Consider the following 19178-nt stretch of genomic DNA (forward strand, 5'->3'; position numbering starts at 1 on the left):
GAATCGGTGCACAGCATACACGGGGATGTCAGGGCTTTCGAAACAACTCGCGACTGACCAGCGGTCGCCCGCCCAGATGCACGGCCAGCGCCTGGCGCATCAAACGCTTGGCAGCAGACAAGGCACCCGGTGCGCTCCAATCCGCTTCGCTCATGGCCAGCAGCTCGGAGCCCTGAAACAGCCCCGGTTGCAACAGGTACACGCGTTCCAGGCCGGCATCCACTTGCAGGCGGTACATGCCATCGGCGGCGATGGGCTCGCCGTGCAGGTCGTTGCTCAGTTCAAAGCCGTAGCCGAGGTCGTCGAGCAGGCGCCATTCGAAGGCACGCAGCAGCGGTTCCAGGGGCCGCCCTTCGGCCAGGGCCAGCAGCGTGGCGGCGTAGTGATCGAAGACCGCCGGGTGTGGATCTTCAGCGGGCAGCAGGCGGATCAGCAGTTCATTGAGGTAAAGGCCGCTGAACAGCGCATCGCCGTTAAGCCAGGCGGAGGTGCCGACGCTCTCCAGGCGGCCGACGTTTTTCAGCTCGCCCTTGCCACGAAACTCCACATCCAGGGCCACGAACGGCCGCGCCAACGTACCCGCCTTGCCCCGTGCGCTGCGCAACACCGCACGCAGGCGGCCTTGGGGCGTGAGGAAATCCACCAGCGCGCTGGTCTCACGGTAGGCGCGGCTGTGCAGGACGTAGGCGAGTTGGCTGGGAGGTGGGGATTGGGACATGAGTGCTCACTGCTGGCATGCATTTTTGAAAACTACACAAACCTAAAGTGGGAGGGGGCTTGCCCCCGATGGCAGTGTGTCAGTCACTTATTTGTTAACTGACCCACCGCTATCGGGGGCAAGCCCCCTCCCACATTTTTTGCCCTGCGGTGTCCTTACAGGTCGCCATAGCCCAGGGAGCGCAGTGCACGCTCATCATCGGACCAGCCACCCTTAACCTTCACCCACAGGTTAAGCATGATCTTGGAGTCGAACAGCAACTCCATGTCCTTGCGCGCTTCGGTGCCGATGCGCTTGATGCGCTCGCCCTTGTCGCCAATGATGATTTTCTTCTGGCCGTCACGTTCGACGAGGATCAACGCATGGATATGCAGGGTCTTGCCCTGCTGCTTGAACTCTTCGATTTCGACGGTGATCTGGTACGGCAGCTCGGCACCCATCTGGCGCATGATTTTCTCACGGACCAGTTCGGCGGCGAGGAAGCGGCTGCTGCGGTCGGTGATCTGGTCTTCCGGGAAGAAGTGCTCGTTCTCCGGCAAGTAACCGGCGATCACGCGCTCCAGGGCTTCAAGGTTGTGGCCGTGCTGGGCCGAGATCGGCATGATCTGGGCGTTCGGCAGTTGTTCCTGCAGCCAGGTCAGATGCGGCATCAACTCGGCTTTGTCTTCGATGCGATCGGTCTTGTTCAGCGCGACGATCAACGGGCCGGTGACGTACTGCACGCGCTCGAGAACCATCTGGTCTTCATCGGTCCACTTGGTGCGGTCGACCACGAAGATCACCACGTCGACGTCTTTCAACGCCGCCGAAGCGGTCTTGTTCATGTAGCGGTTCAGGGCTTTCTCGCCGCCTTTGTGCATGCCCGGGGTATCGACATAGACCGCTTGCACGTTGCCTTCGGTCTTGATGCCCAGCATGTTGTGGCGGGTGGTCTGCGGCTTGCGCGAGGTGATCGCAAGCTTCTGGCCGAGGATATGGTTCAGCAGCGTGGACTTGCCCACGTTCGGGCGGCCGACGATGGCAACATAGCCACAGCGTGTTGCGGTTGAATCAGTCATGGCCATTCTCCACGCCCAGGGCAATCAGTGCTGCAGCGGCCGCTACCTGTTCGGCAATACGACGGCTCACACCCTGACCTCGGCTTTTTTCGTTCAATAAGGTGATTTCACATTCCACGAAGAACACGCGGCAATGAGGCTCACCCTGGATATCCACCACTTCGTAGCGTGGCAGTTCGCACCCGCGCGACTGCAGGAATTCCTGCAGGCGGGTCTTGGGATCTTTGTTGGTATCGACCAGCGTGAGGCTTTCGATCTCGGAGGTCAGCCAGGCCGTGACACGTGCCTTGGCGGCCTCCATGCCAGCATCCAGGTAGATCGCACCAATCAACGCTTCAAGCGCATCGGCCAGGATCGACTCACGGCGGAAACCGCCGCTCTTCAACTCACCGGACCCCAGGCGCAGGTACTCGCCCAAGCCGAAACCACGGGCCAGCACGGCCAGGGTCTCGCCCTTCACCAAGCGTGCACGCAGGCGCGACAGCTGGCCTTCACGGGCTTGGGGGAAACGCTCGAACAGCGCTTCACCGGCGACAAAATTGAGGATGGCATCACCGAGGAATTCCAGGCGCTCGTTATTGCGCCCTGCAAAGCTGCGGTGTGTGAGGGCAAGGACCATCAATTCCGGGTCCTTGAAGGTGTAGCCGAGCTGGCGCTCGAGACGACTTAGAGAAACGGTCACGGTTTATCCATATCTAGTTGGTGGCACCGGCGGCCATCGACGATTGACGCAGTGTTCAAATTCACATCCTGGTTGGTGCTGCATGGGGCCGGACGGTTAATTGTCCAAGCCCCAGAAAAGCATTCGGCGCTGTGTTCACAGCGCCGCCTGTATTACTTGATCAGCCCGACCCGCGAGAAGTTCGGCAGGTGGCTGAGCTTGGGCTCCGGCCAACTCATCCAGACCGCGAAGGCTTTGCCGACGATATTCTCGTCGGGCACCATGCCCAGCAGGTCCTTGGGAATGTTGGGGTCATCCCAGTAGCGGCTGTCATTGGAGTTGTCGCGGTTGTCGCCCATCATGAAGTAGTGCCCGGCAGGCACTTTCCACTCGCCATCAGGCATCGCGCGGTAGCGGCTGATTTCCTTGCGGATTTCGTGCTCTACCGCACCGAGTTTTTCCTGGTACAGCTCGGCGCTGCCCAGGGTGTTCGGCTCGGCGCCCAGCAGCTTCTCGGCCACCGACTCACCGTTGATGAACAGGCGCTTGTCGCTGGTGTAGCGCACCACGTCGCCCGGCAGGCCGACTACACGCTTGATGTAGTTGACGTTCGGGTCGCTTGGGTAGCGGAACACCATCACATCGCCGCGCTGCGGGTCACCGACCGGGATGACTTTCTTGTCGATCACCGGTAAACGAATTCCGTAGGAAAACTTGTTCACCAGGATGAAGTCGCCCACGTCCAGGGTCGGTTTCATCGACCCCGAAGGGATCTGGAACGGCTCTACAAGGAACGAGCGCAACACCAGCACGATGAACAACACCGGGAAGAACGACTTGCCGTATTCAACCAGCAAGGGCTCTTTGTTGAGCTTCTCGACCACCACTGCATCGGGCTGGCTGACGCTGCCCTGATAGGAAGCGATGGCAGCCCGCCGACGCGGGGCGAAGAACACCAGATCGAGCAACGCCAGGAAACCACAGACGGCAACGGCGATGACCAGCAACAGCGGGAAATTTAGTGACATAGGACCTAACTATCCAACCTGAGCACCGCAAGGAAGGCTTCTTGTGGAATTTCCACGTTACCCACTTGCTTCATGCGTTTTTTACCGGCCTTTTGCTTCTCAAGCAGCTTGCGCTTACGGCTTACGTCACCGCCGTAGCATTTGGCCAGTACGTTCTTTCTGAGAGCCTTGACGGAAGTCCGCGCAATGATCTGCCCGCCAATGGCGGCCTGGATCGCGACGTCGAACATCTGGCGCGGAATCAGTTCTTTCATCTTCTCGGTCAACTGGCGACCTTTGTAGTGCGCGTTGTCCTTGTGCACGATCAGTGCCAGGGCATCGACCTTGTCGCCGTTGATCAACACATCCAGTTTCACCAGATTAGCCGATTGGTAACGGTCGAAATGGTAGTCCAGCGAAGCATAGCCGCGGCTGGTGGATTTGAGACGGTCGAAGAAGTCCAGGACCACTTCGTTCATCGGCAAATCGTAGGTCACTTGCACCTGGGTACCGAGGAACAGCATGTCGTGTTGTACGCCACGCTTTTCGATACACAAGGTAATCACGTTGCCCAGGTGTTCCTGTGGCACAAGAATATTGGCGCGCACAATCGGTTCGCGCATGTCTTCGATGGAAGACAGGTCTGGGAGCTTGGACGGGTTGTCGACGTAAATCGTTTCACCGGTTTTCAGCGCCAGCTCAAAAATAACGGTCGGTGCCGTGGTGATCAGGTCCAGGTCGTATTCGCGCTCAAGGCGCTCCTGGATGATTTCCATGTGCAGCATGCCCAGGAACCCGCAACGGAAGCCGAAGCCCAGGGCGTCGGAGCTTTCCGGGGTGTACTGCAACGAAGAGTCGTTGAGGGTCAGCTTCTGCAGGGCTTCACGGAAGTCTTCGAAGTCGTCGGAGCTGACCGGGAACAGGCCGGCGTAGACCTGCGGCTGGATACGTTTGAAGCCCGGCAGCACGTCTACATCAGGCGTGGAGCTCAAAGTCAGGGTGTCACCGACCGGCGCACCGTGGATGTCTTTGATACCGGCGATGATGAAGCCCACTTCACCGGCCTTGAGGTCGGTGGTGGCGGTGTGTTTCGGGTTGAACACACCAACGCTGTCCACCAGGTGGATCTTGCCGGTGGACTTGACCAGGATCTTGTCGCCCTTCTTCACACGGCCATGGCGCACGCGTACCAGGGAAACAACGCCCAGGTAGTTGTCGAACCAGGAGTCGATGATCAACGCTTGCAGCGGATCTTCGTAGTTGCCGGTGGGGGCTGGAATGGTCTTGACCAGGCGCTCGAGCACTTCGTCGACGCCCAGGCCGGTCTTGGCGCTGCACTCGACGGCGTCGGTGGCGTCAATACCAATGATTTTTTCGATTTCTTCTTTGACGCGATCAGGGTCGGCTTGAGGCAAGTCGATCTTGTTCAGCACCGGCATGACTTCAAGGCCCTGCTCGATGGCGGTGTAGCAGTTGGCCACGGACTGGGCTTCAACGCCCTGCCCCGCATCCACCACCAGCAATGCGCCTTCGCAGGCCGCCAGGGAACGGCTGACTTCATAGGTAAAGTCGACGTGGCCTGGGGTGTCAATGAAGTTCAGCTGGTACTTGATACCGTCTTTGGCGGTGTAGTACAGGGTAACGCTGTGGGCCTTGATGGTGATCCCGCGCTCGCGTTCAAGGTCCATGGAGTCCAGGACCTGGGCCTCCATTTCACGTTCGGCAAGGCCGCCGCACATCTGGATAAATCGATCGGCCAGCGTCGACTTGCCATGGTCAATGTGGGCGATGATGGAGAAATTGCGGATATGACTCAAATCACTCACGGATCAACACTCAAAAAGGCTGCAGGCAGATTGCCCGCTGAAAAATAGCCGGGAATTGTACCTGATGCTCAGGCCAGACGTCATCTTTGCTGACCAGAACAAAAATGCCCCACTCATGGGAGCGGGGCATTTTTTGTGCATAAGCGCGGTTTCAACCGGCCCGGCGCAGTAGCCAGAACCCGGCCAGGGTGCAGATGGCGGTCGGCACCAGCACCGCAAACAGCGGCGAGAAACCAAACACCAGGCTCGACGGCCCGAGCAAGTCCTGGGCGATACGGAAGGTAAAGCCCACCAGTACGCCGGTGAATACCCGCTGGCCGAGGGTCACGGAACGCAATGGCCCGAAGATGAAGGAGATCGCCATCAACACCAGCGCGGCGGTGACCACCGGCTGCAGCACCTTGACCCAGAACGCCAGCCAGTAGCGGCCATTGTTCAGGCCCTGCTCCTTGAGGTAATGGATATAACTCCACAAACCAGAGATCGGCAACGTTTCCGGGACCATGATCACGGTATTGAGCAACTCCGGCTTCAGGGCGATATCCCATTGCTCGGTCGCTACGTTGATCACTTCGGTGCTGGACTGGGTGCCCTGCCCCACATTACGGAAATACGTGGTGGTGACGTCGCTCAGTTGCCATTGCTCGGCACTGTACTGCGCGCGCTTGGCGAAGCTGGAGGACAGCATGTGCCGCTCTTTATCGAACGTGTAGCGCGTCACCCCGATCAACAGGCCGCCTGGCTGCACGGCGTTGATGTGGATGAACTCATCACCCTGGCGGTGCCACAGGCCGTGCTTGGCGCTTTGCGCATCGCCTGACCCCTGGGCCAGGGCGCGATTGGCCTGGGCGGTAGCTTCAGCCGGGGGCGCGACGTATTCGCCGATCAGCACGCTGCACGCCATCAGCAGCAGCATCGGCTTCATCACCGCCCAGACAATGCGGCCAATGGAAACGCCAGCGGCGCGCATGATGGTCAGCTCGCTGTTGCTGGCCAGGGTACCCAGGCCGATCAGGCAACCGATCAGCGCGGCCATCGGCATCATGTCGTAGAGGCGGCGCGGCGCGGTCAGTGCGACGTAGCCCAGTACATCCGAGACCGTGTAGGTGTCGGTGACGTTGCCCACTTCATCAATGAAGGCGAACAACAAGGCCAGGCCGAGGATGATGCCCAATACCGCCAGGATGGCGATCAGTACGCTGCTGCCAATGTAGCGATCAAGCTTAGCCACGGGCCAACTCCTTCAGGCCACGACGGCTCTTCATTTTCAAACGGATAGGTTCCCAGTAGAGCAGCCCCAGGCCGATCACCAGGAAAACCCCGTGCACCCACCACAGGCCCAGGGCCGGCGGCAACTTGCCTTTCTCCAGGGAGCCACGGGCGGAAATCAGGATGGTCAGGTAGGCCATATACAGCAGGATCGCCGGCAGCAGCTTGAGGAAACGCCCCTGGCGCGGATTGACGCGCGACAGCGGTACGGCCATCAAGGTCACGATAAACACCAGCAGCGGCAGGGAAATACGCCATTGCAGCTCGGCGATGGAGCGCAGCTCCTGGCTGCCGAACAGCGATGAGGTCGGCAGTGCGTCGCGGTCGGTGACCTCGTCGCTGATCTCAGGCTTGGGCAGCATCACGCCATAAGTGTCGTACTTGATCGCCCGATAGTCCGCCAGGCCGGGGCTGCCGTCGTAGCGATAGCCATTTTCCAGGATCAGGTAGCGGTTGCCGTCAGGGCGTACTTCCTGGCGTCCGCTGTCGGCCACCAGAATCGAAATGCCACGGTCTTTCTGGTTCTCGCCAAGGTTCTTCTGGGAAATGAACACGCCGCCGAGGTTGGAACGGTCCTCGTTCATGGTTTCGGTATAGGTCACCCGCGTGCCGTCGCTGAGCGCCTGAAAGCGCCCGGGCTCGAGGGTGTCGAACTCGGTCATCGCATCCTGCTTGTTCAGCAGCAGCTGGAACTGCATGGCACCCTGGGGCGCCAGGCTCATGCTCAACCAGGCCACCACCAGGGCAACGCCGGCGGCCGGCACCATGGTCATGGCCAGCAGGCGCTGCTGGCTCATGCCGGTGGCCGACAGCACGGTCATTTCGCTTTCAAGGTACAACCGGCCATAGGCCAGCAGCACGCCGAGAAACAGCCCGAGCGGCAGAATCAACTGCAGCATGCCGGGCATCCGGTAGCCCATGATCAAAAACAGTGAGCCCGGATCCAGGGCGCCAGCGGCGGCTTGAGCCAGGAACTTGACGAAACGACCACTCATGATGATGACCAGCAATACCGCACTCACGGCACTCAGGGTCAACAGGACTTCGCGGGACAGATAACGGAAGACGATCAAACCAGACACTCCAGGGTTGTCAGGCTAAGGCGGCCAAACAAGCAAGCATACCGAGTCAGCCCGTTTGCACGGGCCGGCTAAAAAGATGGGGCATTATCCTGTGATTGGTCTCGCCTGTCACTGCGCAACCTCATGCGCACGCACAAAGCGTGCGCCAAGGGTTGTCAGGCTCCGCCGGCGAGGTTCAAACTGCGGCCTTTGTCGCGGGCGGCTTACAACGCCGCCAAGCTTTAAAGCCTGGGTACAAACGCCAGGCTCACCGACCTTTATAAGGGACCCGAAAATGGAACTGGTTGTAAAAAGCGTTAGCCCCGAAACGTTGAAAACCGCCACCCTCGTGGTCGCTGTCGGCGAAGGCCGCAAACTCGGCGTCGCCGCCAAGCAACTGGACGAACTGAGCGGTGGCGCGATCAGCGCGGTGCTCAAGCGCGGCGACCTGGCCGGCAAAGTCGGCCAGAGCCTGTTGCTGCAAAGCCTGCCCAACCTTAAAGCCGACCGCGTCTTGCTGGTGGGCGTGGGCAAGGACGCCGAACTGGGCGACCGCCCGTTCCGCAAGATCGTCAGCGGCATCCTTACGACCCTCAAGGGCCTGGGCGGCACTGATGCGGCACTGGCACTCGATGAAATCGTCGTCAAGGGCCGTGACAGCTACGGCAAGACCCGCCTGTTGGCCGAAAGCCTGGTGGACGGCGGCTATACCTTCGACCAATTCAAGAGCCAGAAAGCCGAACCCCGCGCGCTGAAGAAAATCACCCTGCTGACCATCAAGGCCGCCCAGGCTGAAGTCGAACGCGCCGTGACACACGCCCAGGCGATCGCCAACGGCATGTCGTTCACCCGCGACCTGGGCAACCTGCCGCCGAACATCTGCCACCCGACGTTCCTGGGCGAACAGGCCAAGGCATTGGGCAAAGAGTTCAAGAGCCTGAAAGTCGAAGTGCTCGACGAGAAGAAGATCAAGGAACTGGGCATGGGCTCGTTCTATGCCGTGGGCCAGGGCAGCGACCAGCCGCCACGCCTGATCGTGATGCAATACAACGGCGCCAAGAAGTCCGAGAAGCCTTACGCCCTGGTGGGTAAAGGCATCACCTTCGACACCGGCGGCATCAGCCTCAAGCCGGGCGCGGGCATGGATGAGATGAAGTACGACATGGGCGGCGCCGCCAGCGTGTTCGGCACCCTGCGTGCGGTGCTGGAACTCAAGCTGCCGGTCAACCTGGTGTGCATCCTGGCCTGTGCCGAGAACATGCCGAGCGGCGGTGCTGCGCGCCCAGGCGATATCGTCACGACCATGAGCGGCCAGACCGTGGAAATCCTCAACACCGACGCCGAAGGCCGCCTGGTGCTGTGTGATGCCCTGACCTACGCCGAGCGCTTCAAGCCGCAAGCCGTCATCGACATTGCTACCCTGACCGGCGCCTGCATCGTTGCGCTGGGTTCCCATACATCGGGCCTGTTGGGCAACAACGACGAACTGATCGAGCAACTGCTCAGCGCCGGCAAGGCCGCCGACGACCGCGCCTGGCAATTGCCGCTGTTCGATGAGTACCAGGAACAACTGGACAGCCCGTTTGCCGACATCGCCAACATTGGCGGCCCGAAAGCCGGCACCATCACGGCGGCCTGCTTCCTGTCGCGCTTTGCCAAGAACTTCAACTGGGCCCACTTGGACATCGCCGGCACGGCATGGACCAGCGGCGGCAAGGACAAGGGCGCCACTGGCCGTCCGGTGCCACTGCTGACCCAATACCTGCTGGATCGCGCCAAAGCCTAACCCTGTAGGAGCGAGCTTGCTCGCGAAGGTCGTTAACGATGACTCGGGAAACCAGGTTGATCGCGGCGACCTTGCGTTTTTCGCGAGCAAGCTCGCTCCTACAGATTGCGGGGCGGCCGTCACGCCGCCCCGGTCTCAGGAACCCCAATGACCCAAGTCGACTTCTATATATTGCCCAGCGCCGATCCCCTCGCGCGCCTGGACTTTGCCTGCAAACTCACCGAAAAAGCCTGGCGCATGGGCCACCGTATCTACCTGCATTGCAGCGATGCCGCCCAACGCGATGAGCTGGATGCACGCCTGTGGCGCTTCAAGGGCGAAAGCTTCGTGCCCCACGGCCCAGCCGAATCCGAACCCGAAGGCCTGGTTGCCCTGGGTTTGGGCGACAGTTGCGGCGATCACCAGGACCTGCTGGTCAACCTCGACCTGAAAGTACCGCCCTTTGCCAAGGCTTTTGCCCGCGTGGCGGAAGTGGTAGTGGAAGACCCCGCTATTCGTCAGGCTGCGCGGGAGAGTTTCCGTTTCTACCGCGAACAGGGCTATTCTCTGCAAGATCACCGGCTACAACGACTTTGAGCACACGATGGACACTCCCAACCCGCTGAAAAAAGACGACCACCTGCTGGATGACCTGGAGTCGATCCGTCAGTTGCTGGGTGATGACAACCTGCAACCGCCGCTGCTGACCGACACGGTCGATGGCGAGGTACAGATTCCGCTGTTGTTCGACATGGTCGGTGGCACGCCTGCTGCGCCGGAGCCTGTCATTACAGAGCCCGCTCCCGCCACGGAAAAAGCCCCCGATGCCCTGCTGTTGCACTTGGACAACGAACTGCGCGCCGCCGCGCAACTGATCATGCAAGACGTGATCGACGACTTTGCCCCGCATATCGAGGCCGAGATCAAGCGCCGTATGGATGCGCGGATGGAGCGGTTGCTCAGCCAATACCAGTCCTGAACCACACACAAATCCCTTGTGGGAGGGGGCTTGCTCCCGATAGCGGTGAGCCCGTCAATACAAGTGCCGACTGACACACCGTCATCGGGAGCAAGCCCCCTCCCACATTTTGATCAGCGTACTGCCCAAGTCTGTCTTCAACTCGCCCTCGCCCCTATCCCCCGTTATACTTGCCGGCTTTCCTGAATAAATGCCAACTAGGGTCCCGCCGCGCATGGATAAGACCTATCAGCCCCACGCTATCGAAACTTCCTGGTACAACACCTGGGAGTCCGAGAACTATTTCGCCCCACAAGGTGCGGGCGACTCGTACACCATCATGATTCCGCCACCGAACGTCACTGGCAGCCTGCACATGGGCCATGGCTTCAACAATGCGATCATGGATGCGTTGATCCGTTTCCGCCGCATGCAGGGCCGCAATACCCTGTGGCAGCCAGGCACCGACCACGCCGGCATCGCCACCCAGATGCTGGTAGAACGCCAACTGGAAGCCACCGGCCAGAGCCGTCACGACCTGGGCCGCGAGAAATTCCTGGAAAAAATCTGGGAATGGAAAGACCAGTCCGGCGGCAACATCAGCCGTCAGATCCGTCGCCTCGGTTCGTCCGTAGACTGGAGCCGCGAGCGCTTCACCATGGACGACGGCCTGTCCGAAGCCGTGAAAGAAGCCTTCGTGCGCCTGCATGAAGACGGCCTGATCTACCGCGGCAAGCGCCTGGTCAACTGGGACACCAAGCTGCACACGGCGATCTCCGACCTCGAAGTGGAAAACCACGACGAGAAAGGTTTCCTGTGGAACCTCAAGTACCCGCTTGCCGACGGCGCCAAGACCGCTGAAGGTAACGACTACCTGATCGTCGCCACCACCCGTCCGGAAACCATGCTCGGCGACGCTGCCGTGGCCGTTAACCCGAACGACGAGCGCTATCAGGCGCTGATCGGCAAGTTCGTTGAACTGCCGTTGGTTGGCCGTCGCATCCCGATTATCGCGGATGACTACTGCGACCCTGAATTCGGCACCGGCTGCGTGAAAATCACCCCGGCCCACGACTTCAACGACTACGAAGTCGGCAAGCGCCACAACCTGCCGCTGCTGAACATCTTCGACAAGAATGCCGCCGTATTGCCGGCCTGCCAGGTATTCAACCTGGACGGCACGCTGAACGACAGCATCGATGGCAAGATCCCGGCCGAATACGCAGGTCTGGACCGTTTTGAAGCGCGCAAGCAGATCGTTGCCGCCTTCGACGCCGCCGGCTTGCTGGTCAGCGTTGACGATCACGGCCTGAAAGTGCCGAAGGGCGACCGCTCCGGCACCGTGATCGAGCCGTGGCTGACCGACCAGTGGTACGTGTCCACCAAGCCGCTGGCCGAGCCGGCGATTGCCGCCGTGGAAGATGGCCGTATCCAGTTCGTGCCCAAGCAGTACGAAAACATGTACTTCTCATGGATGCGCGACATCCAGGACTGGTGCATCAGCCGTCAGCTGTGGTGGGGCCATCGCATCCCGGCCTGGTACGACGAGTCGGGCAAGGTCTATGTCGGCCGCGACGAAGCCGAAGTACGTGCCAAGCACAACCTGGGCCCGGACGTTGCGCTGCAACAGGACAACGACGTACTGGACACCTGGTTCAGCTCGGGCCTGTGGACCTTCTCCACCCTGGGTTGGCCTCAGCAGACCGAGTTCCTGAAGAAATTCCACTCCACCGATGTGCTGGTCACCGGTTTCGACATCATTTTCTTCTGGGTCGCCCGGATGATCATGCTCACCATGCATTTGGTGAAGAACGAAGACGGCACACCGCAGGTACCGTTCAAGACTGTGTACGTGCACGGCCTGGTACGTGACGGCCAGGGCCAGAAGATGTCCAAGTCCAAGGGCAACGTCCTGGACCCGCTGGACATCATCGACGGCATCGACCTGGAAACCCTGGTGCAGAAACGCACCTCGGGCCTGATGCAGCCGAAGCTGGCGAAGAAGATCGAGAAGCAGACCCGCGACGAGTTCGAAGGCGGTATCGCCAGCTATGGCACCGATGCCCTGCGCTTCACCTTCTGCTCGCTGGCCTCCACCGGCCGCGACATCAAGTTCGACATGGGCCGCGTCGAAGGCTATCGCAACTTCTGCAACAAGATCTGGAACGCCGCGCGTTATGTGCTGGACAAGGGCGAGGACTGCGGCCAGAACGGCGAAGCCTATGAGCTGAGCCTGGCCGACCGCTGGATCATCTCGCAACTGCAACGCACCGAAGCCGAAGTGACCCGCCAGCTCGACCAGTTCCGTTTCGACCTGGCCGCACAGGCTCTGTACGAGTTCATCTGGAACCAGTATTGCGACTGGTACCTGGAACTGTCCAAGCCCGTTCTGTGGGACGAAAACGCCCCGGTCGAACGCCAGCGCGGCACCCGTCGCACCCTGGTGCGCGTGCTGGAAGTGGCCTTGCGCCTGGCGCATCCGTTCATGCCGTTCATTACCGAAGAAATCTGGCAACGCCTGGCGCCGCTGGCCGGTATCGAAGGCAAGACCATCATGCTGCAACCTTGGCCGGTGGCCAATGAAGCACGCATTGATGAGGCGGCCGAAAGCGATATCGAATGGCTCAAGACCCTGATGCTCGGCACGCGCAACATCCGCGCCGAGATGAACATCGGGCCGGGCAAGCCACTGGCCGTGTTCGTCAAGAACGCCAGTGCCGAAGATCAGCGTCGCCTCAGCGAGAACGACGCGCTGCTCAAGAAGCTGGCGAAGCTGGAATCGATCACCGTATTGGCTGCCGATGCCGAAGCACCACTGTCCGCCACCGCGTTGGTCGGCGACATGGAAGTGCTGGTACCGATGGCTGGCTTGATCGACAAGGGCGCGGAACTGGCCCGTCTCGACAAGGAAATCGCCCGCCTCCAAGGCGAAGTGCAGCGAGTGGGCGGCAAGTTGTCCAACGCGGCGTTCGTCGACAAGGCGCCAGCGGAAGTGATCGACAAAGAACGCGCCAAACTGGCCGAAGCTGAACAGGCTTTGGGCAAGCTGGCGGAGCAACATGCGCGGATTTCCAGCCTGTAAGGCTTGAGTCGCGTAAAAAAAGAGACCTTCGGGTCTCTTTTTTTGCCTCTATGGGAGGGGACTTGCCCCCGATGGCGGTGTATCAGTCTCAGTATTTTTGACAGTCATACCGCTATCGGGGGCAAGCCCCCTCCCACATTTGACCGAGTTGTGCTCGGGAATGTGTGACAATGGCCGCCACTTTGAGCCAACACCAGAATCAACATGACCGCCCCCACTACGCCTAAACCTCCGCGCAAGAAGCCTAAATCCGCTACCCCGGCCAAGCCCGTGGTGCCGCGCAAAGAGGCCACCCTGCATCCGCGCAACCGCCACACAGGCCGCTACGACTTCCCGGCGCTGATCAAGACCACGCCGGAACTGGCGCAATTCGTGATCATCAATCCCTATGGCAAAGAGAGCATCGATTTTGCCAGCCCGGACGCGGTGCGGGTGTTCAACCGGGCGTTGCTCAAGTCGTTCTATGGCGTCCAGCATTGGGATATCCCGGCCGATTACCTGTGCCCTCCTGTACCAGGGCGTGCCGACTATGTGCATTTCCTCGCCGACCTGCTGGCCAGCGTCAACGACGGCAAGATTCCCCGGGGCTCCATCGTCAAGGTGCTGGACATCGGCATGGGCGCCAACTGCGTCTACCCGCTGATTGGCTATATGGAGTACCGCTGGAACTTCCTGGGCTCGGAAGTCGACCCTATCGCCGTGGCCGCCGCCAAGGCGATCGTGCAGTCCAACGACCTGAGCAAGGTCATCCAGCTGCGCCAGCAATCCAACCCCAAGCAGATCCTGCTGGGCTTGCTGGAGCCGGGCGAACGCTTTGACCTGACCATGTGCAACCCGCCGTTCCATGCGTCCATGGACGAAGCCACCAAGGGCAGCGAGCGCAAGTGGCGCGCCTTGGGCAAGGCAGATCCGAAACGCAAGTTGCCGGTACTCAACTTCGGTGGCCAATCGGCCGAGTTGTGGTGTGAAGGCGGTGAAGCGCGCTTTGTGACGCAGTTGATTGCCGAGAGCGCGCATTTTGCCCACAAGGTGCTGTGGTTCAGCACCCTGGTGTCAAAAGCGTCAAACCTGCCCGTGATCCAGACCGCGCTGAAAAAAGCCGGCGTACTGGAAAGCCAGGTGGTGGAGATGTCCCAGGGGCAGAAGCAAAGCCGGTTTGTGGCCTGGACGTTCCAGACCAAGAACGAGCAGCAGATCTGGCGCCAGCGCTGGGTTCGCGACTAGCCCTTCATCAGGGTAAAACCGCAGGCAACAAAAAACCGTGCCCGGATCACTCCGGAGCACGGTTTTTTTTTACTGCGTCTTACTTGTTAACAGCGTCGGTCAGGCCTTTAGCCACAACCAGCTTGATAACTTTCTTGGCAGCGATTTCGATGGCAGCGCCAGTCGAAGGGTTACGGCCAGTACGGGCAGGACGCTCGGTCACTTTCAGCTTGCCAATGCCTGGCAGAGTGATTTCGCCGCCGTTTTCCAGCTGATCAGCAACGATCTGGCCCAGTTGATCCAGAGCAGCACGCGCGGTGGTTTTTGGCGCGTCGATAGCTTCAGCGATATCAGCGATCAGTTGGTCTTTAGTCAAAGCCATTGTGGTGTTCCTTCCCTATCAAATTCATATGGATTGCAGAGTGCAGTGTCAGCCGTCGAGCCCGACCGTCATGGCCTGGCATCCCCGACCATAACCACAGAGATCGGGGTTATAGATGCTTGAAACGGGGATTGGTTCGACCTGACAAATGCTGAATGCACGCTTAACGCCGAGACTTGGCGTAAGACGGGGCAAAACTAGCACAGAGACGGGGAAATATCCGCCTCAACATACCCATTTGGTCAGCTTTATCGCTCTAAACCGTGAAAAAAAGGCATATGGCCGGTCGGAGGGGGCCAAAACGCGCTTCAAGGCACGTCTTGACCAATGGGTGCGGTACACTGGGCGACTTTTCGGGGAGGCCAACCGCTCCCCCTTCAACCAGCCGAGAAGCCTATGCCGATCCGTCATTGCATCGTCCACCTGATCGACAAAAAACCCGACGGCACACCCGCAGTTCTCCATGCCCGCGACTCCGAGCTTGCCGAGTCAGCCGCCATCGAGAACATGCTTGCCGACCTCAACGAGAGCTACAACGCCAAACAAGGCAAGGCCTGGGGTTTCTTCCATGCCGAGTCCGGCGCGCACCCGTTCAGCGGCTTGTTGAAAGAATACTTTGACGGTGGCCAGGATTTCACCAGCTTCAGTCGTATCGCCGTGGAGCACCTGCAAAAGCTGATGGAAGAATCCAACCTTTCCACCGGCGGCCACGTGCTGTTTGCCCACTACCAGCAAGGCATGACCGACTACCTGGCCATCGCCCTGCTGCACCACAGTGAAGGCGTGGCGGTGACCGATGAGCTGGACGTGACGCCGTCGCGTCACCTGGACCTGGGCCAGTTGCACCTGGCGGCGCGCATCAACGTCTCCGAATGGCAGAACAACAAGCAGTCCAAGCAATACATCTCCTTTATCAAAGGCAAGAACGGCAAGAAGGTCTCGGAGTACTTCCGCGACTTCATCGGCTGCCAGGAAGGCGTCGACGGCCCCGGCGAAACCCGCACGCTGCTCAAGGCCTTCAGTGACTTCGTTGAAAGCGAAGACCTGCCTGACGAATCCGCCCGCGAAAAAACCAAGACCCTGGTGGACTACGCCAGCAGCCAGGCCAAGCTCGGTGAACCGATGGGCCTGGAAGAACTCTCCGGCTTGATCGATGAAGATCGGCCAAAAGCCTTCTACGACCACATCCGCAACAAGGACTATGGCCTGTCGCCGGAAATCCCGGCGGACAAACGCACCCTCAACCAGTTCCGCCGCTTCACCGGGCGCGCCGAGGGCTTGTCGATCAGCTTTGAAGCACACCTGCTGGGCGACAAGATCGAATACGACGAAGCCGCCGGCACCTTGATCATCAAGGGCCTGCCGACCCAACTGACCGACCAGCTAAAGCGCCGTAACTGATGCTGGGCGGGGTGTTCAAGAAAGTCCTGCTGGTGTTGCTGGTGGTGGTAGTGATCCAGAACTGGGGCAAGGTCGAGCGACTGTTCAACCCGTCCCAGGTGGTGTCGGAGCAAGTACGCGCCTCGGCACGCGTGGTGCTCTATGCCACCGAATGGTGTGGCTACTGCAAGCAGATCCGACGCTTCCTGGACCAGAAGGGTATTCCTTACCAGGCGCTGGATATCGAGAAAGACGCCCAGGCGCGCAAGGCGTATGAGGCGTTGGGCGGCGGTGGGATTCCGTTTGTGGACGTCAATGGCACATTGATTCGCGACTACAACCCGGATGCGATCATGGCGGCCCTGAAATAACCCCCTTCTCAAAAGCACAGCAGAACTAAATGTGGGAGGGGGCTTGCTCCCGATTACGGTGTGTCAGATACAAATTAGCTGACTGACACACCGCTATCGGGAGCAAGCCCCCTCCCACATTTTTCCGCGACAGCCTGATTAAAAGTTGGCTTCCAGAGACACCATCGCCGTGCGCTCCTCCCCCACGTTGTAGTACGCCGTGCTCGGCGCCAGGCCGTTGACCGGCGCCGAGTTGAACGCCACGGTACGCGCCGAACTCAAGTACTCCTTGTCGAAGACGTTGAGCATCGACAGGCGCAGGGTCGCCGACTTGATGACCCTCTTATCCACCGGTAAGTAAATACCGGCGTTGAGATCAAACACCGTACGGCCTTCGATTTTTTCCTTGTTGGTCAAATCGCCGTAGAAGCTGCCGACGTACTTGCCCGCAATGTTGCCGTAGAACCGCGAGTCGTCATACCCGAACACCAGGTTGAACATGTTTTCCGGCACATTGGCCAATTGGTTGCCCGAGGTCGGAAGCAGCACATTCTTGCTGAGCAAATCATCCTTCTGCTCGGACTTGGTGTAGGTGTAAGACGCGTAGTAGTTGAAGTTGTGCGGCAACAGGCCACTCCACTCCAGTTCCAAACCTTTGTTAGCAACGCTGCCGACGTTGAGCACCATGTAGTCACCGGCGGCGTCGGTGGTCGACACTTGGCGATCCTTGAAGCTGATGTAGAACAGGGTTGCGCTCAACGCCATGTCGTCTTCGGTGTAGCGCCAGCCCAGTTCCTGGTTCCAGCTCAACTCGGACTTGAGGCTGACGGAGTCGCCCTTGTTGTACAGCACATAGTTGGGCGGCGTGCGCATGTTGCGGGTGACGTTGTAGAACGCCTGGTTGCTCTCATCGACCTGGTACTTGGCGCTGAAGCTGGGCAGGAACTGGTGATAGCGGGTGTTACGTTTTTCCGGTTTGTCGTAAAGGCTGCCGAGGTTGTTGCCGTCACGCTCGACGTATTGGTAGGCCACGCCACCGACAAAACTCAGGTCCGGCGTGGCTTGCCAGCTGTCCTGCACCCAGAGTTTCTGCGACGGGGTGACGGTGTAGTAGTGGCGGCCTTGTACGGTCGCGCCGTTCTTGTCGACCACCTGGCCACCGCTGTTGTAGTCGCCCCACACATCATCCGGCGCGCCTTCGCCGTTGATCCCGATAAATGGCTGGGTCTGGCGCTGGCGTGCGCGTTCATACCAGTAGCCATAGTCCAGGCTGTGCTCTTCGTTGATGTCCCACTTCATTTTGGCAGTGACACCGGGACGCCAGGTCTCGGTCCATGACGGGCGATAGTAGTTGGCCGATTGCAAGTTACTCAGGTCGTAGTTGCCGGCCTTGTCGGACTTCGGCCCCAGGCTGGAGGCGGTCTGGCCGCTGAAGCTGCCACCATTGGACCAGTAGTAGTACGGCGTGACCGTCAGCGACAAATTGTCCTGCAGTTGCCAGCGCTGGGTCAGCGTGGCGTTGACGCTTTCGAATGGGTTGCGGTTGAGTTTGTAGGAGGCAGACAACAAGCCGGCCTTATACACCGGGCTTTCGGCGTAGTCCTTGCGCCGTCCCTCATTGTCGAACTGCGACTTGCTCAGGCTGTTGTAGTTGTAGTTTTCCTGTTTGTTGTACTTCACCGTGGCCAGTGTGGAGTTGCCGTTGTCACCTTCAAACAGGCTGCTCCACTCGATTTTATCGCTGCGCAGGGTGCCCTTGCCGCGCCACTTGTCCCCTTCCAGGTGTGACGCCGAGACCCAGGTTTTCAGGCCACCAAAATCACCGGTGTTCGCCCGCACGAACGTTTTGCGCAGGGCATTGGCGCCGACGATCTGCTTGGCGAACACCCCGGCGTCCTTGGTCGGCCGGATGGTGATCATGCCGATATTGCCGCCGCTGGAGCCGATGTGCGGGCCGTCGGCCTCGGAGGAACCCTGGGTGGCGAATACCTCGGCGAGGTTTTCCGGGTCACCCAACTGGTTAGAGTAAACGCTGTAGTTGCCTGAATCGTTGATCGGTACGCCGTCCACCGAAACACCGACCTGGTCCGAACTCATGCCACGCATGGTGAAGTTGGTGCCGCTGGTACCGCTGGCGTCGTCGCTGGAAACGTTGATGCCCGGGGTGTATTTGAGCTTGTCGATGGCGTTGGCGGTGGCCGACATTTCGTCCATGGCTTCCTTGGTCACCGTCGAGCGCGCCTTGGCACTTTCTTCGCGAATCATGTGGCCGTTGCCCAGGGTTTGCTTGCCGGCAACGTTCACCGAACCCACGTCCTGTGTGTCATCAGCCATCACCAGCGGCGCAAAGCCGCCCAGGCCCGATGCCAGAAGCAGGGCATAAAGAGTGTTGTAGTTCACGTGTAGATCCCTTACTGACATTGTTGTGTTGTATGGGGCAGAGGTGCTCTTCCTGACC

16 protein-coding genes are annotated in these 19178 nt (G+C 59.9%); 7 read left to right on the top strand and 9 right to left on the bottom strand.

What is annotated here, in order from left to right; translation table 11 throughout:
* Window positions 1-28: 28 nt before the first annotated feature.
* The 7 genes from recO to lptF all read right to left on the bottom strand — a co-directional run bounded on the left by recO (window position 29) and on the right by lptF (window position 7612).
* Entirely contained in the window at window positions 29-718 is a 690-nt protein-coding gene (gene recO, locus JFT66_RS08880) for a DNA repair protein RecO (protein WP_034118281.1), read from the bottom strand.
* 155 nt (window positions 719-873) lie between these two features.
* Entirely contained in the window at window positions 874-1776 is a 903-nt protein-coding gene (gene era / locus JFT66_RS08885; protein ID WP_005785147.1) for a GTPase Era, read from the bottom strand.
* A complete protein-coding gene (gene rnc, locus JFT66_RS08890) occupies window positions 1769-2458 on the bottom strand; it encodes a ribonuclease III (protein ID WP_034118280.1) in 690 nt (229 codons plus the stop codon). The genes era and rnc overlap by 8 nt, the downstream gene beginning before the upstream one ends.
* Before the next feature lie 152 nt (window positions 2459-2610).
* On the bottom strand, window positions 2611-3465 hold the full coding sequence (gene lepB / locus JFT66_RS08895; RefSeq protein WP_153838816.1) for a signal peptidase I: 855 nt from the start codon (window positions 3463-3465) through the stop codon (window positions 2611-2613).
* Between the two features lie 5 nt (window positions 3466-3470).
* On the bottom strand, window positions 3471-5270 hold the full coding sequence (lepA, locus tag JFT66_RS08900; protein ID WP_003210439.1) for a translation elongation factor 4: 1800 nt from the start codon (window positions 5268-5270) through the stop codon (window positions 3471-3473).
* Window positions 5271-5421: 151 nt separating this feature from the next.
* On the bottom strand, window positions 5422-6501 hold the full coding sequence (lptG, locus tag JFT66_RS08905; RefSeq protein WP_198859127.1) for an LPS export ABC transporter permease LptG: 1080 nt from the start codon (window positions 6499-6501) through the stop codon (window positions 5422-5424).
* Window positions 6494-7612, bottom strand: a complete 1119-nt coding sequence (gene lptF, locus JFT66_RS08910; RefSeq protein WP_198859128.1) for an LPS export ABC transporter permease LptF — start codon at window positions 7610-7612, stop codon at window positions 6494-6496. The genes lptG and lptF overlap by 8 nt, the downstream gene beginning before the upstream one ends.
* 283 nt (window positions 7613-7895) lie before the next feature.
* Between lptF and JFT66_RS08915 the strand changes: the two genes are divergently transcribed.
* From JFT66_RS08915 to rlmF, 5 genes are all read left to right on the top strand, one after another.
* Entirely contained in the window at window positions 7896-9386 is a 1491-nt protein-coding gene (locus tag JFT66_RS08915; protein ID WP_153838817.1) for a leucyl aminopeptidase, read from the top strand.
* Window positions 9387-9533: 147 nt separating this feature from the next.
* Window positions 9534-9962: a DNA polymerase III subunit chi gene (locus JFT66_RS08920; RefSeq protein ID WP_153870271.1), complete on the top strand. Its 429-nt coding sequence runs from the start codon at window positions 9534-9536 to the stop codon at window positions 9960-9962.
* 7 nt (window positions 9963-9969) lie between these two features.
* Window positions 9970-10344: a DNA polymerase III subunit chi gene (locus JFT66_RS08925; protein WP_198859129.1), complete on the top strand. Its 375-nt coding sequence runs from the start codon at window positions 9970-9972 to the stop codon at window positions 10342-10344.
* Window positions 10345-10558: 214 nt separating this feature from the next.
* Window positions 10559-13405 (top strand): valine--tRNA ligase, encoded by a 2847-nt coding sequence (locus JFT66_RS08930; protein ID WP_198859130.1) that lies wholly within the window; start codon window positions 10559-10561, stop codon window positions 13403-13405.
* 204 nt (window positions 13406-13609) lie between these two features.
* Window positions 13610-14629 carry a 23S rRNA (adenine(1618)-N(6))-methyltransferase RlmF gene (gene rlmF, locus JFT66_RS08935; RefSeq protein ID WP_034118272.1) on the top strand — a complete coding sequence of 340 codons (1020 nt, stop codon included), beginning with the start codon at window positions 13610-13612 and terminating at the stop codon, window positions 14627-14629.
* A gap of 79 nt (window positions 14630-14708) precedes the next feature.
* On the opposite strand, the gene JFT66_RS08940 is transcribed toward rlmF, so the two are convergent.
* Window positions 14709-14990 (bottom strand): HU family DNA-binding protein, encoded by a 282-nt coding sequence (locus tag JFT66_RS08940; RefSeq protein WP_005785131.1) that lies wholly within the window; start codon window positions 14988-14990, stop codon window positions 14709-14711.
* A 396-nt stretch (window positions 14991-15386) separates the two neighbouring features.
* Between JFT66_RS08940 and yejK the strand changes: the two genes are divergently transcribed.
* Complete coding sequence (yejK, locus tag JFT66_RS08945; protein WP_198859131.1) at window positions 15387-16391, top strand: nucleoid-associated protein YejK; 1005 nt, start codon at window positions 15387-15389, stop codon at window positions 16389-16391.
* The gene (locus tag JFT66_RS08950; RefSeq protein ID WP_034118270.1) at window positions 16391-16741 is read left to right on the top strand and encodes a glutaredoxin family protein; all 351 of its coding nucleotides are present in this window, start codon (window positions 16391-16393) and stop codon (window positions 16739-16741) included. The genes yejK and JFT66_RS08950 overlap by 1 nt, the downstream gene beginning before the upstream one ends.
* 138 nt (window positions 16742-16879) lie before the next feature.
* Here JFT66_RS08950 and JFT66_RS08955 read toward each other — a convergent pair whose 3' ends face one another.
* Window positions 16880-19120 (bottom strand): TonB-dependent receptor domain-containing protein, encoded by a 2241-nt coding sequence (locus JFT66_RS08955; protein WP_198859132.1) that lies wholly within the window; start codon window positions 19118-19120, stop codon window positions 16880-16882.
* Window positions 19121-19178: the final 58 nt, after the last annotated feature.

It is taken from the genome of Pseudomonas sp. MF6755, assembly GCF_016405635.1.
Taxonomy (GTDB): Bacteria; Pseudomonadota; Gammaproteobacteria; order Pseudomonadales; family Pseudomonadaceae; genus Aquipseudomonas; species Aquipseudomonas haemolytica.

Coding starts and splice junctions, on each gene's coding strand:
- JFT66_RS08940 (WP_005785131.1), bottom strand. CDS start 14,990: ATGGCTTTGACTAAAGACCAACTGATCGCTGATATCGCTGAAGCTATC.
- recO (WP_034118281.1), bottom strand. CDS start 718: ATGTCCCAATCCCCACCTCCCAGCCAACTCGCCTACGTCCTGCACAGC.
- yejK (WP_198859131.1), top strand. CDS start 15,387: ATGCCGATCCGTCATTGCATCGTCCACCTGATCGACAAAAAACCCGAC.
- JFT66_RS08950 (WP_034118270.1), top strand. CDS start 16,391: ATGCTGGGCGGGGTGTTCAAGAAAGTCCTGCTGGTGTTGCTGGTGGTG.
- lepB (WP_153838816.1), bottom strand. CDS start 3,465: ATGTCACTAAATTTCCCGCTGTTGCTGGTCATCGCCGTTGCCGTCTGT.
- era (WP_005785147.1), bottom strand. CDS start 1,776: ATGACTGATTCAACCGCAACACGCTGTGGCTATGTTGCCATCGTCGGC.
- JFT66_RS08930 (WP_198859130.1), top strand. CDS start 10,559: ATGGATAAGACCTATCAGCCCCACGCTATCGAAACTTCCTGGTACAAC.
- JFT66_RS08925 (WP_198859129.1), top strand. CDS start 9,970: ATGGACACTCCCAACCCGCTGAAAAAAGACGACCACCTGCTGGATGAC.
- JFT66_RS08915 (WP_153838817.1), top strand. CDS start 7,896: ATGGAACTGGTTGTAAAAAGCGTTAGCCCCGAAACGTTGAAAACCGCC.
- rlmF (WP_034118272.1), top strand. CDS start 13,610: ATGACCGCCCCCACTACGCCTAAACCTCCGCGCAAGAAGCCTAAATCC.
- JFT66_RS08920 (WP_153870271.1), top strand. CDS start 9,534: ATGACCCAAGTCGACTTCTATATATTGCCCAGCGCCGATCCCCTCGCG.